Genomic DNA, 17,321 nt, shown 5'->3' on the forward strand with positions numbered 1-17,321 from the left:
CTTTTGTAATAAACTTAAAGCAAAGCAATTATGACGACAGAGAATATGTCATTGATCAAAAATAGTATCGCGACGGTTCCTAATTACCCAAAACCTGGGATCATGTTCCGTGACGTGACTTCACTTCTAGCAAATCCTGCTGCGTTTAAGGCAACAATTGATGCGTTCGTTGCGGCTTATAAAGATGGCGGCTTCACTAAAATCATCGGTACTGAATCGCGTGGTTTTATCTTCGGTGCACCATTGGCGTATGAGTTAGGTATTCCTTTTATTCCAGTAAGAAAGCCGGGTAAATTACCGCGTGAGGTGATCAGCCAGTCTTATCAGCTTGAATATGGTGAAGATACGCTTGAATTACACTCAGATGCGATTGAAGCAGGTGATAAAGTGCTACTTGTTGATGATTTACTTGCAACAGGTGGTACTATTGAAGCAACAGCAAAACTGGTTAAACGCTTAGGCGGCGAAGCCACTGATGCTGCGTTTGTTATTTCATTGCCTGAGCTTGGTGGTGAAAAGAAAATCAACGATCTTGGGATCAGAATCCTTTCACTTGTAGAGTTCGAAGGCGAATAAGCATGAGCTATCAGGTTCTGGCGCGAAAATGGCGTCCGCAAAACTTCCATGAATTAATGGGACAAGAGCATGTTAAACAAGCTCTGGTCAACGCACTCAATGAAAAGCGTTTACACCATGCCTATTTATTCACTGGAACACGTGGTGTGGGCAAAACAACCATTGCTAGGATCTTTGCTAAAAGCCTTAACTGCGAACAAGGCGTTACTTCAACGCCTTGTGGTCAGTGTAGTGCCTGTGCTGAGATTGAAACCGGTAAGTTTATCGATTTAATCGAAATTGATGCGGCTTCTCGCACAAAAGTTGAAGACACGCGAGAAATCTTAGACAACGTACAATACGCACCAACCCGTGGTCGCTACAAGGTTTATCTCATCGATGAAGTGCACATGCTGTCGAAGCACAGTTTTAATGCGCTCCTGAAAACCTTAGAAGAGCCGCCAGAGCACGTAAAATTTTTGCTCGCCACAACCGATCCACAAAAGTTGCCTGTGACTATTTTGTCTCGTTGTTTACAGTTCAATCTGAACGCAATGACACAAGGGCAAATAGTTGAACAGCTAGAAAAAATCCTGCCGCTAGAGCAAGTTGCCTTTGATCCGGTAGCGCTACAAACGTTAGCTAAAGCCGCTGATGGTAGTATGCGTGACGCACTAAGTTTGACCGATCAGGCTATTGCACAAACAAATAGCAATCTAACGGTGCCTGCAGTGCAATCTATGCTGGGACTGATGGATAGTGCTCATGCGGTCATTTTGCTGTCTGCAATTTTATGCCACGATGGTGAAGCCTTACTCAATGCGATTGAAAAAATAGCACTACAAAACGGTAATTTTGTCAGTGTGCTGGACGATTTAATTGCGTTATTGCATGTTATTCAGCTCACTCAGCTCGTGCCTAGTGCTGCGCGGTTATCAAATTTTGATAACAACGATATCAAGCTATTTGCCGAGCAATTAGCACCGCAACAGGGCCAGTTGTTGTATCAACTCCTCTTAAATGGCAAAAAAGACCTAAAGTGGGCACCCGAACCTAAACTTGGGTTTGAGATGGTTATGCTGCGATTAATGGCGTTTGAAAAAGAAAGTCATAGCGCAGTGCCTACAGCTCCTGTGAGCCAAGAGACTTCTGAAAAGCAAAGCAAAGTAGGGGATTTACGAGCGCTGTTAAAAAAGCCAACGGAAGATAACGCAACGGTAGCACCATCACCTCAGGCGCAGCCGATAGCAACACCTACATATGCAGCAGAAGCATCGACGCCAGCCGCGCAACAAACAACACATTATGAGCCTGTGTTTCCAACGCCTGCTGCGCAAAGCCAAGCACCAGTCGCCTCTGTGCCATCTGAGGCGGAGATGGCCAACCAATACGACAGTATCATGTCACAGGCGGTAGAGCAGGGGTTCCAAGGACAAGTTCCTGCATATCATCATGAAAGTGCGCCAGTTGAAGATGCTGCATACGCGCAAATGGCATCGCAAAACCAAGAGGATTGGTCTCAACCTGAGGTGCAAAACCAAAGCGCTTCAGAACCTGCTGCTACGGCCAGTGTTACTGAGCAGCAAAACCAAGCCCAGGCAGCAATAGCACGAATTTTAAAAAATCGTAATATCTCTGGGGCGGGTCGATTGGTGGGAGCCAATGGTGAGGTAAAAAAGTCTGAGGCGCCTAGTGCGCCAATGCCAATAGAGCAAGCGCCAGCCACGACGGTAACCACTCCTGAGTATCAGCCTGAGCCGCAACGGGCACAGCCCGCTGCACCTCGCTTAGCACCAAAGAAGCAAAAGAAAGAAGCGTTTCAAGAGCGCCACAAACCCATTACGGAAAATTTAGCGCCAGAATTGCTAGAGCAGTTATCACCAGTAAAACAAGATGATAACGAACAAAGTATTCAAGTGGAGATCCCTGCACCGGAAAACTTTGTTAGTCCAATCAGTGACATTAAGTTTGCCCACCAGAGCGACGATTGGGCAAACATGATAGAAAAGATGCAATTAGGCGGTCGAATTCGCCAGTATGCTTTACACAGCGTGATAACGCAGCAAGGTGCGCAGGTACAATTGCAAGTAGATGCGAGTCAACAACACTTGGACTCAGCAGTGCTGAGAGAGAAACTAACAGAAAGCCTAAGCGCATTACTCGAGCAGCCAATCGAGCTTGAGATTAACTATATCGACACGGTAAATAACACGCCTTTTTTGGTACAGCAACAATTAGATGAGCATAGGCTTGTCCAAGCTAAAGCGGCAATGCGAGACGATCCACTCGTCAGCGCATTTGTTCAAGAATTTGACGCAATGCTTGACGAAAATAGCGTTCAGGCATTGTAATTAAGGGCGTTAGCCCTTATCTTTTATCACAGTAAACCAAATTGAAGTATAAGAGAGCAGAATATGTTTAAAGGCGGAATGGGCAACATCATGAAGCAGGCGCAGCAAATGCAAGAGCGCATGGAAAAAGCCCAAGAAGAGATCAAGAGCCTAGAAGTAACAGGTGAAGCAGGCGCAGGTTTAGTTAAAGTAACTATGCTTGGTAGTCACAACGTACGTCGCGTAGAAATCGACGAAAGCCTAATGGAAGACGACAAAGACATGATCGAAGACCTACTAGCCGCTGCGGTAAACGACGCAGTTCGTCGCGTAGGTGAAGAAACGCAAAAGCGCATGTCAGAAGTCACCGGCGGCATGCAAATGCCTCCAGGCTTCAAAATGCCGTTCTAATTTAGAATCCCATAAAAATAGCGCCTTCAGGCGCTATTTTTTTGTTTAAAAAACTCAATTGTATCTGTCATCATTGTTACACATATTTAGACGCACATTAGGTGTCCCATAACTCAAGCATTACTGAAGTCATCTTACAAATAAAAAATAAATTATGATTATGCTTCACCTACCAATCATCAAACCCGCCACAACTTGAATCATCAAAGGTATCCTAACTAGAAAAATCATTATCAAAGCACGAGTTGTGATCAATACCATCGTCTGTGGACGTCACTCCATATGGGTTTCCATTGATATCAACACTGCAACACATTGGTGAGCCATCTACATTTACAGTTGGCTCACTATTAGAAACTGAGTCGTCAGAACCAAACAAGAAGCTAAATAACCCAATGAAAATTACCTTTGTTAACGTCAGGTTGCTGACAAATTACCTCAAAAATGCTAGCTTTTGAAAGCACTTACGTAGTTGTTAGACGTCTACTAGTGCTTGGATGCAAGATCATTAAAACATGTGCTCATGCTTAACTTCATGATAAAGAATACTTCTTCCCACATGATTTAAAAAGGAAGTAAAAACACGTATGAACCCAATAAACAAAAAGTCACTCAGCGAAACCGATATCATCACTAAGTACATTATGCCTGCCATCAAAGAAGCTGGTTGGAATGATATGACGCAAATACGTCAAGAAGTGAAGCTTCGAGATGGCAAAGTGGTTGTACGCGGCACTGTAGCTGGTCGAAAATCTGTTAAGTCAGCAGATATTGTTCTTTACCATAAACCTAGTATGCCGTTAGCTGTTATTGAAGCTAAAGCCAATAAACACGAAATTGGCAAAGGGATGCAGCAAGGTTTAGATTATGCCAATTTATTAGATGTGCCATTTATATTTGCCAGTAATGGCGACGGTTTCGTATTTCACGATAAAACCAATCCAGCACAATTAGAGTCAGAAATAACTCTGAAAGACTTCCCAACACCCGCACAGCTGTGGGATAAATTCTGCACATACAAAGGCTACCAACCAGCTCAACTACCTATAATCACACAAGATTACTATGATGACGGTTCTGGAAAATCTCCACGCTACTATCAGCTGCAAGCAATAAACAAAACGGTTGAAGCTGTATCATCAGGCCAAGACCGTATTTTATTGGTCATGGCAACAGGCACGGGTAAAACCTATACGGCTTTTCAAATTATCTGGCGTTTATGGAAAGCAAAAGCCAAAAAACGAATTTTGTTTTTAGCCGATAGAAATGTATTAGTCGATCAAACTCGTATCAATGACTTTCAGCCTTTTGGTCAAGCGATGACTAAAATCACAGGCAGAAAAGTAGACCCTGCATACGAAGTTTATTTAGCACTATACCAAGCACTAACAGGCCCTGAAGAAAGCCAAAAAGCATACAAGCAAGTTGACCCAAATTTCTTTGACCTCATCATCATCGACGAATGCCACAGAGGTAGTGCATCAGAAGATAGCGCCTGGCGAGAAATACTCGAATACTTCAACTCTGCGACCCAAGTCGGCCTTACGGCAACACCAAAAGAGACTGACGAAGTATCTAACATCGATTACTTTGGCGAGCCTGTTTATCAATATTCATTAAAACAAGGTATTGAAGATGGGTTTTTAGCGCCATATAAAGTGGTTCGTGTTGATATAGATGTCGATCTACAAGGTTGGCGACCAACTAAGGGTATGGTCGATAAAAACGGCCATGTAATTGAAGACCGTATCTATAACCAAAAAGATTTTGACCGTACAATGGTAATAGATGAGCGCACGCAGTTAGTGGCAGAAACCATCACCAATTACCTCAAACGAACTGACCCTATGTCTAAAACCATCGTGTTTTGTAACGATATAGATCACGCTGAGCGAATGCGCCGAGCACTTGTTAACTGTAATCCAGAGCAAGTGGCTAAAAATGATAAGTATGTGATGAAAATCACAGGCGATGACGCAATTGGTAAAGCACAGCTAGACAACTTTATTAACCCTAAAAAGCCTTACCCTGTTATTGCTACTACCTCTGAATTAATGACAACAGGTGTTGATGCTAAAACCTGTAAGCTAGTTGTACTTGATCAAAACATTCAGTCTATGACTAAGTTCAAACAGATCATTGGGCGCGGCACTCGCATAGATGATCGATTTGGCAAGCTCTGGTTTACCATCTTAGATTTTAAGAAAGCCACTGAACTATTTGCCGACGCACGATTCGACGGTATTCCAGAAAAAGTAATAACAACAAAAGCTGATGATATTAACGATCCCGAATCAGACTTTGATGATGTGATTGAAGATACAGAACCAACCATTGGTGATGAACTTGACGGAATTGGAGAATCAGATGCCGATTATGATTCATCTTCAGATGACGTTGAAACCGATTATCCATCAGGTGAAATCGACGGTGATGATTGGGGCGAAGAAGAACAAAAGGTCAATAAATATCACGTCAATGGCGTTTCGGTTAAAAAACTGGGTGAACGTGTTCAATATTACGATGAAGACGGCAAGCTCGTTACCGAATCTTTTAAAGATTACACACGTAAAACTCTCACTAAAACCTTTAGTTCCCTTGATGAGTTTGTAAAACGCTGGGATGAAGCCGAGCGCAAACAAGCTATTATCGACGAACTTGCAGCTGAAGGTATTATTTGGGAAGTTTTAGAGCAAGAAGTGGGGAAAGAATTAGACCCATTTGATATGATCTGCCACGTCGTTTTCGACCAACCGCCTCTAACGCGCAAAGAACGCGCAAACAATGTTAAAAAGCGCAATTACTTCACCAAATATGGCGACCTAGCCCAAACCGTGCTTGACGAACTGTTAAACAAGTATAGTGATGAGGGCGTTGCAGCCATTGAAAGTAAAGATGCCCTTAAAACAGGAAAAGTGGTAGAGCTTGGCCGCCCGTTAGAACTAGCCAAAAAAGGCTTCGGCGGAGCAAAGCAATATGAAGCGGCAATTACCGAATTAGAAAAAGCAATTTACGAAGCTATACCTGAAAAGCAAGCCTAACACTAAATATTAAAGTGTCGCCTTATAAAGGCTTAAAAGGAATTCAGTTAGCTAGTAGTACAAGAAGCTCAGAATTAGAGAACACAATTTAATGTCAATTAGTACCGTTATAAAATCGATTCAAGACATCATGCGCAAAGATGCAGGTGTTGATGGTGATGCACAGCGTTTAGGCCAGTTATCCTGGTTACTCTTCTTAAAGATATTCGATGCACAAGAAGAAGAGCTTGAATTTGAATTAGATGACTATCGCAAGCCAATCCCAGAGCAGTACCTATGGCGTAACTGGGCAGCGGACTCTGAAGGGATCACAGGTGACGAACTACTTGAGTTTATTAATGACGATTTATTCCCAACGTTAAAAAACTTAATAGCACCAATTGATAAAAATCCACGTGGTTTCGTTGTTAGAGAAGCATTTTCTGATGCATTTAACTACATGAAAAACGGTACGTTATTGCGTCAAGTTATCAATAAACTCAATGAAGTAGATTTTACCGATTCTAAAGAGCGCCATTTATTTGGTGATATCTATGAGCAAATCTTACGAGACTTGCAAAGCGCGGGTAATGCAGGTGAATTCTATACCCCGCGTGCGGTAACACGCTTTATGGTAAACCGAATCGACCCTAAGTTAGGCGAACAAGTATTCGACCCTGCTTGTGGTACAGGCGGTTTTCTTGCTTGCTCGGTAGATCACGTAAAAAATAACTACGTGCAAACAGTTGCCGATCATAAAGCGCTGCAAAGCCAAATTCACGGAGTTGAAAAGAAACAACTACCGCATTTATTAGCCACGACTAACATGATGCTGCACGGTATTGAAGTACCTGTGCAAGTTAAACATGGCAACACCTTAAACAAACCACTATCCAGCTGGGACAGCGACTTCGACGTTATTGTTACCAACCCACCATTCGGTGGTACGGAAGAAGACGGTATTGAAAAGAACTTCCCTGCGGAAATGCAAACCCGTGAAACGGCTGACTTATTCTTACAGCTCATTGTAGAAGTGTTAAAAGACGGTGGCCGCGCAGCAGTAGTATTACCAGACGGCACATTATTTGGTGAAGGTGTTAAAACCAAAATCAAAAAGCTGTTAACCGAAGAGTGTAACCTTCACACTATATTAAGGTTACCTAATGGTGTTTTTAACCCGTATACGGGTATTAAAACTAACATCCTATTTTTCACTAAAGGCCAACCAACAAAAGATATCTGGTTCTACGAGCACCCATACCCAGAAGGTGTGAAAAACTACTCTAAAACCAAGCCAATGAAATTTGAAGAATTTGAAACTGAAATTCAGTGGTGGGGTGAAGAGAGTGATGGTTTTGCCAGCCGCGTTGAAAATGAACAAGCCTGGAAAGTATCTGTTGAAGAAGTGATCGAACGAAACTTCAACTTAGACATCAAAAACCCACATATCGGTGAGCAAATAAGTCACGATCCAGATGAACTACTTGAGCAATATCAAACGCAGCAAAAAGATATTCAAAAGCTGCGCGACCAACTAAAAGGTATTCTTGCAGATGCACTTTCATCAAATGACGAGGGTAAAGCTTAATGTCTGTGGAAAGCGTTATTACCGAAAATCTTGATATTTGGACATCGGCAATTAAGACCAAATCTGCATCAGGCAGAGGTAGCTCAAATAAGCTTGAACTTTATGGCATTAAAAAACTGAGAGAGCTTATTTTAGAGCTTGCTATTAGAGGAAGGCTTATTCCTCAAGATTCTGAAGATAAGTCAGCTCAAAGTTTGATAGACAGTTCAGTGAAAGAAAAAGAGCGCTTAATTCAAGAAAAGGTAATTAAAAAGTCCCGTTCGAAGAAACAGATTAATGATGAACATTTTTATGATTACCCAAAAACTTGGGGCAAGGCCAGAATAGAAGATCTGATAAACGTAATAAATGGCCGTGCTTACAAGAAACAAGAAATGCTTTCAGAGGGCGTACCTATCCTGAGAGTAGGAAACTTATTTACTTCAAATGAGTGGTATTTTTCTGATTTACAATTAGAGCCTGAAAAGTATATCGACGATGGTGATTTGATTTACGCATGGTCAGCTTCTTTTGGGCCATTTATTTGGCAAGGTGGAAAAGTAATTTACCACTATCATATCTGGAAAATGGATATTTTTCTAAACAGTAGTTTGGATAAAAACTTCTCTCGGATATTTCTGCAAGCGATATCCGAGAGAATTAAAGCTAGTGGAAATGGAATTGCAATGATCCACATGACTAAGGAACGTATGGAAAAAGTAATTCATCCAGTTCCTCCCATTGAAGAGCAGAAAAACATTGTTGATAAAGTAAATGAACTAATGACTCTTTGCGATCAACTTGAATCTCAAACTGAATCAAGTATTGATGCGCATAAAACACTGGTTGAAACATTATTAGCGACGCTTACCAACGCCAAAGACGCTGATGAGCTAAACGAAAGCTGGCAACGCATCAGTGAACACTTCGACACCCTCTTCACCACCGAAGACAGCATCGACCAACTAAAACAAACCATCCTACAACTCGCTGTAATGGGTAAATTAGTAAAACAAGACCCCAACGACGAACCAGCATCTGCACTTTTAGAGCGAATAGCAGAAGAAAAAGAACAGCTAATCAAAGATAAGAAAATCAAGAAGCAGAAGGCTCTTGAACCGATATCTGAAGATGACAAGCCATTCGAGCTACCTAAAGGTTGGGAGTGGTGTCGAGTTTGGGATATCTCTCATACGATTACATCGGGATCAAGAGATTGGGCAAAATATTATTCCGATTCGGGTGCTATTTTTGTCACTATGGGGAACCTTTCAAGAGGTAGCTACCAACTAATGTAACTCCACCCAATTTAGTACAGCTATTTCGTAGAATTTTATGCAGCCTCAAGGTAACCAACCGGTGTCATATCACCTAGTGAATCATGAGGTCGCTCATAATTATAAATATCTAACCACTCATCAGTGATTTCACGTACTTCTTGCAGTGACTCAAACAAGTATAAATCTAGCACTTCTTCACGGTAACTCCGATTAAACCTTTCCACAAAACCATTTTGGTAAGGACTGCCTGGCTCTATAAATTCCAACTTGATGTCATTTTTCATTGCCCAATCTTCGAGTGCCGTTGAAGTAAATTCTGGACCATTATCCACTCTAATCTGCTTTGGTTTTCCTCGCCAAGCAATAATTTGTTGTAGCGTTCTAATAACTCGTTCAGAAGTTAAGCTTGTATCGACCTCAATCGCCAGTGCTTGTCGGTTGAAATCATCCAGCACATTCAGTGTTCTAAAACGATGTCCATAGCTTAATGCGTCACTCATAAAGTCCATTGACCACGATTCATTATATTGTGTCGGTGCACTTAATGGTTCAGGTGTTCTTGTTGGAACACGGCGCTTCCCCTTACGTCTCAAGTTTAGTTTTAGCATGTTGTAAACGCGTTCAACACGCTTTTTATTCCACGGCTTACCTTTATTGCGAAGCCTTTTGAATAGCTTAGGCAGCCCCCACCTAGGATGGCGCTCTACCAGCGCAAGTAATGCGTCGATAACTTCATCATCTGACGGCCGTTTATGTTTGTAATAAAAAACTGAGCGGCTTAGCCCTGCCACTTCACAAGCAAATGCGACGCTGACGTTAAATTGAGCTCTTAAATGCTCTACCCAAGCTCTGCGCCTACTTGTTTTTACAGCTTTTTTGCGATGATATCCTCAAGCATCGAGTGCTTTAGGCTAAGCGTTGCAAACATATCTTTTAGCTTACGGTTTTCTTCTTCAAGCTCTTTAAGTCGCTTAACGTCTGAAGCTTCCATCCCGCCATATTTTGAGCGCCATTTATAAAACGTACTTTGGCCGATACCATGTTTGCGGCAGATTTCTGGAACAGGAATACCCGCCTCAGCTTCTTTGATCATGCTGACAATTTGGGTTTCGGTGAACTTGCTTTTTCTCATCATAAATTTTCCTATTTTAGTTAATGGAAAATTCTACTTATAAACTGTTTCATTTTTTGGGGGAGTTACACTAAGGCTTAATAATATACGTTATGTTTCACCGCCTTCTGAAGGTGAAGGTAAAAGAACTAAGCTTAAGGAGAATGACCTATTAATTTCTATTACGGGAGATGTTGGAAATCTAGGACGTATTCCGCGAAACTTTGGAGAAGCTTATATTAATCAGCATACAGCTATGCTCAGATTCATGAATGAATGTCAAAATAGGTTTTTCCCAGAGTTTATGAGGTCGCCTCTTGCAAAATATCAATTTGATGCACCTCAAAGAGGAATAAAGAATAGTTTCCGCTTAGGGGATGTTGGTGAAATGCTCGTTCCCGTTCCTCCAAAAGAAGAACAATTCCGGATTGTAAGACAAATAGAACAGATGATGGATATTTGTTGCTTGTTGAAAGAAAAAATAAATAAAGGGCAAGCCATCAAAAACTATTTGTCGGATTCAATCTCATCTTCATTAGTAAACTAGCGGAATAGTAACAAGGACGTTAGATGAAACTTATTAACGAAAAATATCGCGCATTAAAACCTTCCTTGGATTATTTAACTGATGAAGTTGTTATTGCATAAGTACGGAAGAAAACACAACAAAACAGAGAATAAGGATAAATAGTGAGTGATTTAGGATGGGTTGATTTTTCCTCAGAAGACAGGGAAAGGGTCAGGCACGTGATGGCGATGATGCGAGAGCCTGGAACCTTAGATGAATTAGGTATAGGACAAATTAGAGACGCTTTTGCTGACTTGCTATTTCCTGGTATTTCTACCATTCAAACCCGTGCCAAGTATTTTATTACGGTTCCACGTATTTTACGCGATTATTATGAGCAGTGCTCCGCCAATAAACGGAAAGCGCCTTCTATTGAGTCTTATTTGAAAGACGCAGAAAACAACGTAGCAAAGCGATTGACTGAAGTTCATGGTGATGACGAAACAGGCATTATTGGCCGCACCCAAATTGATAAGGGAGGCGTTGCCAGAAGACCGTCTTCTGTTTACTGGAACGGGTTACGGCAACTTGGCATTATCGACACACAAAGTTCTTTAGCTGAATTCTGCAGGCACTATGGCAATGTTAAAACTAAACCAGATTCAGCGATAAGCGAGTTTGGTGAAGATGATACCAGCAGCCTTATTACCAAGCAGATAGTTCATTTACCCAAAGGCCACTCAGGTAACTGGCAAGAAGACCTCACATTAAATTTAAGTGTCAATGAAGCTAGGTTTTTAGTTAATAAAATCAAGAATGCCAAAAATCTAGAACATAGCGTGCTTGGGCAACTTTACTTACATGGTTTAACGGATGAAGCCTTGAGTTTAAATGATAAATTTGTACGTGGGTTTACCCAGCTTCAAGCTTTTTTAAAAAAGCAGGGTGAGGTTTCTGCTATATGCAAATCAAGGCTTGAAGCCGCTGAAGCTTTCAGCTTAGCAATGGAAGGCGCTCACCTTCGATATAATATTGTGCTGGCTAGGAATAATGAGTTTGATGAAAAAGTAGCTGAGTACGAAAGTGATTATCATAATTGGGCTGAAATAGCTAAAAAGTCCTTACATGAAGACAGTGTAGATAAATGGTTAGATATCGCTGAAATTAAAGCAATCAATCCTAAGACAAAGACTTTTATTCAAGAGTTCATCAAGCAAGTACAAACAGGCGCTTCTCTCAAAGAAATAGATACTTTGGTTGAAAGTCAGGCTAAAAATAACAAAAAGAAACGCTCGTTATTATATAAAAAGCTTACTCATCAAGGTTGGGTTGGAATTCGCCGATTGGATTACAGGTGGAGCGCAGCGCGACCAATTTTAGCCGATATACAACAAGGATTAGAAAATGCTAAAAGCAGATGAAAACCGCGTTGACTATGGTGAGCAGTTAACACCTCCCTTTATTGATGGTGTGCAATATGAGTTTGATGCCGCAATTGCGACAACATATTCACTAGATTTAGACACGTTATTAGCTGCCCCTATTGCGCTTTGTTTTAATGAAACACTTGAGGGCGATCTCCGAGGTGAGAAACTTGCTTTATTAGAAGCGTTTGGGCAATTAAAAGGACGACTTCGTGTTTTTTATCAAAAGGGCAATATTAAAGTTCCAACACAGTACAACAAGTTGTTCACACTATTGGAGCCGTGTTTAAGGGCGGTAGTGCCAAGTGGTGGAGAGCACGCTTCCTTTCACTCTAAAGTATGGTTAATTCGTTATAAGCAATCAGATGGGAAAAAGAGAGCTAATGTAATTTATCGACTTATTGTTTTATCTCGCAACCTTACCTTTGATAGAAGCTGGGATATAGCAGCTTCGCTTGATGGAAAATTAACGCAAGCTAAGGTAACGGAATTGGGCACCGAAAGCTGGGCTGATTTTTTTCTTAACCTACTTGATGAACAGAATGATGCTGAACTAAAAAAGACCTTCAAAAAAGAGCTTCCTAAAATTAGCTGGTCGATAAGCTATGGGCGTAATCCATTGTTATTACCAGGTGGCGGCAAGTTTAATAAACCACTTGATTTATACAATAGTAATGACTCAATGCTGGTTGTTTCACCGTTTATAAAAGATGCAGCTGGACAAGTGAAGGCACTTGATTGGTTGGCGACTAAAGCTGACACTAAAAGAATATTAGTCAGTCGCGCTACTGAGCTAAACGAGATTGGGCAAGAGAAGTTAAAGTCTTGGCAGTGTTACTCAATAAATGATGCCATTGTTGATGGTGCAGAAAGAGCTGGATTACCGGAGGAGTCCCATGATCTTCATGCCAAACTGATTATCACTCAACGCGGTGGCACAAGCCATTGGCATTTAGGGTCAGCAAATGCGACAACCGCTGCACTTGGTACAGAGAAAAAACTACCTAGAAATGAAGAATTCATGCTGAGGTTTACGGGTAACACAGCTCAAATCGGCCCACAACGTATTTTAGATACATGGCTAAGTGATAAAGAAGGCGAAGGCTTAATTGTGCCGCATGAGTTTTCAGCCCTACAAAATGAAGCGGAATCGAAAGATTTTGATTTCAGGTCGGTATCTTTTCCCATTATTAATGCGGATTGGCAGTTGGAAGCTCGATACAATAGTAAAACCGAACTGTATGAGTTAACTCTGTCTCATAATATGGACGATGAGTCTTTGACTCGTATTCTAGCCCTTTGCGATATTGAGGTAGGCCAGCTAGGTATTGCTGGTGCAAATAAGTGTATATCGTCTGAGCTTCATTGGTCGGGTGTTGAGTTGAGCGCTATTAGCGCGTTGATACCTGTGTGTTTGACGTCTAAATGTGAAAGTGACTCACAGCAAAAGAGCTTAATTATACAAGCAAACCTTCATATTGAGGGTGGCGATACTCGCGATAAAAGGGTTTTGTCTGAGTTGCTAGATAATGAAGATAAATTACTGAACTACGTCCGGCTATTATTAAATCCTTATAGCACTAAAGAAGAGTGGCTTGATATTACAACAAGAGCAGCTGGATTAAGTGACGGTAGCGGTGCGAGCCTGTTTGAAAGTGCACCGATATATGAACAGTTAATGTTAGCCGCAGCTCGAAACCCGTCGGCACTCAATAGAATTCAAGCTTTACTTGAGAGATTAGAACAAACAGAAGTTCAAATCCCAGAGCAATTTTTGTCACTATGGCAGCATTTTGAACAAGAGGTGATATATGAATGATGACGTAATAGCGTTATTGAACCAGTCGCTTTCGAAACTCAAAGATTTTCAATTAGCAACGGTACACCAAGTGATGAGCAATTTTGTCGATAGCCGTCACTCAGGGAGAGTATTAGTTGCCGATGAGGTTGGTTTAGGTAAAACCGTTGTTGCAAAAGGCGTAATAGCAGAAATGCTCAAGGCAAGGTTGAATCAATCACCTTTTAAGCCTTTAAGGGTAACGTATATCTGCTCTAACCTAACACTTGCTAATGAGAACATAAGGAAACTAGCTGTATTTGAAGGGAATGAGCACGAAGAGTATGTATCAGAGCCTTCATTTAGCCGTTTGACTGAATTAGCGATAAAGGATAACCAAAATGATAATGACACTGGTGAGTTATTAGAAGTCTGCTCCCTCACTCCTTCTACTTCATTTACTTTAACCCAAGGCGATGGCACTCACTGGGAACGCTTTATTATTTATCAATTGCTTTGTGAGCATGACAGTTTATCAAAGTATAAATGTAAGCTAAGTAAGTTGTTTCGTGGTAAATGTGGTAGAGATACTTGGAAGAATAATCAATATTGGTTCGACAAAAATAACTCTCTTGATAAATGTATATTGCGCTCGTTTCATCAACAACTTAACGCTCAATCAGACTATATCGAAAGTGACTGGGAGATAGCGCAAGGCAGTAGCTGGCTTTCAATTATTGAAATGGTATGCACTGATCAAGTTAAGTGTGAACACCCAAATAGATTACGCTCTTATTTAAGAAGAGTGCTTGCTAGGTGTTGTGTTCAAAACCTAAAGTCTGATTTATTTATATTAGATGAGTTTCAGAGGTTTAATAGCCTTCTCGACACCAATGAAGACAATGAATTATCAGTTATTGCCAGAGGGATTTTTTCTAAAGAGTCGGCAGCTAAATTGTTATTGCTCTCAGCTACGCCATTTAAAGCCATGTCTAAAGTTGATGAAGAAGAAACCCAAACGGCGCATGTTGATGAATTAAGGTATTTACTTAATTTTTTAAGTAAAAAAGATCATAACTTTTTAAGTCAATATGAATACAACAGAGAGAAGCTTCATAGCGAAATTATTAGCCTGCGTGATCCGAGTAAATGCCCAAGCAGTTTGATTTCAACTCATAAGGACAGTATTGAAAACTCACTTAGTTCATACATTTGCCGCACAGAGCGAGCACAGATCGTCAATAAGGCAGACTCAATAGTTTGCTTTAGAAAAGGCAGTGAACAAGCTACCGAGTGTTTAGCAAAGTTTGATAGTAATGAAATTCTGGCATTTAAAGAGTTAGTTCAAATAGCAGAAGAGCTGAATAAGGTTAGTAAGAATAGCCACTCTAGCTATTTATTAGAGTATCAAAAGTCGGCCCCTTGGGCTTTATCATTTATGAATGGTTATCAATTTAAAAGTCATATTGATGATTCATTACAAAAACACGCACCTTTATCAAAGGTTATAAAGCAGTCGAAAATGAGTTGGCTGTCACGAGATTTAATCCAGTCATATAAATTGAATTTGGCTAAACAAGGCTCGAACGCAAGGTTCAAGGCTGTGATTGATACTTTTTTTGACGGCAATGGTGAAGAGTTGCTGTGGGTTCCACCGTCAAACCCTTATTACCCTTTAGAAGGAAGTTTTAAAAATCAACAAGGCTTTAGTAAATCGCTGCTGTTTTCTGCATGGGCAATGGTGCCAAGGGCGCTAAGCGGTTTGATATCATATGAAGCTGAACGCAGGTTGCTTGAAGGTAGAAGAGGCGTAACTAAGGAGTATTACCGCTCTGAAAAGAAAAAACATGTACAAAAGATCAAGTTTGATGGTAAGTCAAACCTTGTTGCCTGGTCTTACATCTACCCTAGCAGAACACTTGCAAATATTGACTTTTTTGATGATGGCAAAACTCTCGATGAGCTTGTAAAGGATGTGAGCAAAAAGATTAAAAGCCTGTTTTGGTCAAAGCTCAAGCCCTATGAAAACAAAGGAAAGAAGTCTAACACACACTGGTATGCCGTAGCACCAATACTTTTAGATATGCTAAATGGATACACAGATGGCGTAGATGACTGGCAGCTTAAGTTTAAAAATAGATTTTCGGATGGTAAAAATAAGGGTCGCCTTGAAAGTATTCGGCACTTATTCAATTTGATTCAAAAAGGTGAGTTAGGAAAGCTCCCTAAAGACCTTTTTAACTATTTAGCGCAACTTGCAATTTCAGGCCCTGCTGTATGTATCCTTCGTTCGTTAGCAGGACAAGATTCACATCATCACCTAGTTGATATAAGTGAAAGCGCATTAGGCTTTGTTAGTTTGTTTAATAAACCTGAGTCAGAAAGAGCCATTAAAAAACGCTATTACAAGGTCCCTTATTGGCAAGCTGTTATTAATTATTGCGCAGACGGTAACTTACAAGCGGTGGTTGATGAGTATTTTCATTTATTAATTGGCTCTGGGCAAAATAGTAGCGAAGCGTTATCAAAATTACATAGTGTGTTAAATACCAATACAGTTTCTGTAGGTTGTCACTTTCACGAAGATATTGCCCTCAAGAAGAGTGAAGGTTCGTTAGAAGAAAAGTCCACATTAAGATGTCATTATGCAGTTCCCTTGGGTAACCAAAAAATTACGGATGAAAAAGGCATGGTAAGGGTGTCTCACGTTCGAGATGCGTTCAACTCACCGTTTAGACCCTTTGTGCTGAATTCAACATCTATTGGGCAGGAGGGGCTGGATTTTCATTGGTATTGCAGTCGTATAGTACATTGGAACTTGCCATCAAACCCAATTGACCTTGAACAACGAGAAGGACGTGTAAACCGTTATAAGTCGTTAGTTGTTCGTAGGCGACTAGTCGAGAGGTTTAAAGATGAAGTTAACTCAAGCTATCAACACTCTTGGGATAAGTTGTTTGAGTATGCTGATCAACACACAAAAAATGAAAGGCTTAGTGATTTGGAACCTTATTGGCACTTGTCTTCAGGTAGTGCTCAAATAGAGCGCATTGTGCCTTTGATGCCAATGAGCAAAGACTTAATTAAGTTAAATGAATCTTTGAAGGTGCTTTCGCTATATCGGTTAGCATTTGGGCAGCCAAGACAAGAAGAATTAATAGACAACCTTTTAGAACGAAGCTTTACAGATGAAGAAATTGAGAACATTAAGCATAAGTTGGTGGTAAATCTGTCACCTCTAGTTCATTCTAAGAAAACTAAGACAAAGCTTGCTTCATAAATGCTCTAAAACAGGATACCAAATAGATACCAAAAAATTAGAAATAAGGTACGTTTAT

At 40.8% G+C, this 17,321-nt stretch carries 11 protein-coding genes; 10 read left to right on the top strand and 1 reads right to left on the bottom strand.

Annotation, left to right across the window (positions count from 1 at the left end; all coding sequences use genetic code 11):
• The first annotated feature begins 30 nt into the window (after nucleotides 1–30).
• From apt to JJQ94_RS11720, 6 genes are all read left to right on the top strand, one after another.
• Entirely contained in the window at nucleotides 31–576 is a 546-nt protein-coding gene (gene apt, locus JJQ94_RS11695; RefSeq protein WP_099030324.1) for an adenine phosphoribosyltransferase, read from the top strand.
• Between the two features lie 2 nt (nucleotides 577–578).
• The gene (dnaX, locus tag JJQ94_RS11700; RefSeq protein WP_099030325.1) at nucleotides 579–2,906 is read left to right on the top strand and encodes a DNA polymerase III subunit gamma/tau; all 2,328 of its coding nucleotides are present in this window, start codon (nucleotides 579–581) and stop codon (nucleotides 2,904–2,906) included.
• Nucleotides 2,907–2,969: 63 nt separating this feature from the next.
• The gene (locus JJQ94_RS11705; RefSeq protein WP_010368987.1) at nucleotides 2,970–3,296 is read left to right on the top strand and encodes a YbaB/EbfC family nucleoid-associated protein; all 327 of its coding nucleotides are present in this window, start codon (nucleotides 2,970–2,972) and stop codon (nucleotides 3,294–3,296) included.
• Nucleotides 3,297–3,883: 587 nt separating this feature from the next.
• Entirely contained in the window at nucleotides 3,884–6,337 is a 2,454-nt protein-coding gene (hsdR, locus tag JJQ94_RS11710; RefSeq protein WP_099030326.1) for an EcoAI/FtnUII family type I restriction enzme subunit R, read from the top strand.
• A gap of 91 nt (nucleotides 6,338–6,428) precedes the next feature.
• Entirely contained in the window at nucleotides 6,429–7,904 is a 1,476-nt protein-coding gene (locus JJQ94_RS11715; RefSeq protein ID WP_099030327.1) for an N-6 DNA methylase, read from the top strand.
• A complete protein-coding gene (locus JJQ94_RS11720) occupies nucleotides 7,904–9,181 on the top strand; it encodes a restriction endonuclease subunit S (RefSeq protein ID WP_099030328.1) in 1,278 nt (425 codons plus the stop codon). The genes JJQ94_RS11715 and JJQ94_RS11720 overlap by 1 nt, the downstream gene beginning before the upstream one ends.
• 35 nt (nucleotides 9,182–9,216) lie before the next feature.
• Here the strand turns inward: JJQ94_RS11720 and JJQ94_RS11725 are convergent.
• Nucleotides 9,217–10,295 (bottom strand): IS3 family transposase gene (locus JJQ94_RS11725; RefSeq protein ID WP_201435418.1). Its coding sequence is split into 2 segments (ribosomal slippage): nucleotides 9,217–10,043 and nucleotides 10,043–10,295, totalling 1,080 coding nucleotides; the frame shifts between segments, so codons are not numbered across the junction.
• A gap of 160 nt (nucleotides 10,296–10,455) precedes the next feature.
• Here JJQ94_RS11725 and JJQ94_RS11730 point away from each other — a divergent pair.
• The 4 genes from JJQ94_RS11730 (at nucleotide 10,456) to JJQ94_RS11745 (ending at nucleotide 17,263) form a co-directional block, all read left to right on the top strand.
• The gene (locus JJQ94_RS11730) at nucleotides 10,456–10,821 is read left to right on the top strand and encodes a hypothetical protein (protein ID WP_236596626.1); all 366 of its coding nucleotides are present in this window, start codon (nucleotides 10,456–10,458) and stop codon (nucleotides 10,819–10,821) included.
• Nucleotides 10,822–10,964: 143 nt separating this feature from the next.
• The gene (locus JJQ94_RS11735; protein ID WP_141557627.1) at nucleotides 10,965–12,203 is read left to right on the top strand and encodes a DUF6361 family protein; all 1,239 of its coding nucleotides are present in this window, start codon (nucleotides 10,965–10,967) and stop codon (nucleotides 12,201–12,203) included.
• Entirely contained in the window at nucleotides 12,187–14,025 is a 1,839-nt protein-coding gene (locus JJQ94_RS11740; RefSeq protein ID WP_099031368.1) for a phospholipase D family protein, read from the top strand. Before JJQ94_RS11735 ends, JJQ94_RS11740 begins: the two co-directional genes overlap by 17 nt.
• Entirely contained in the window at nucleotides 14,018–17,263 is a 3,246-nt protein-coding gene (locus tag JJQ94_RS11745; RefSeq protein WP_099031367.1) for a DEAD/DEAH box helicase, read from the top strand. Before JJQ94_RS11740 ends, JJQ94_RS11745 begins: the two co-directional genes overlap by 8 nt.
• The last annotated feature ends 58 nt before the right edge of the window (nucleotides 17,264–17,321 follow it).

The sequence above is a fragment of the Pseudoalteromonas sp. GCY genome, from assembly GCF_016695175.1.
Taxonomy (GTDB): domain Bacteria; phylum Pseudomonadota; class Gammaproteobacteria; order Enterobacterales; family Alteromonadaceae; genus Pseudoalteromonas.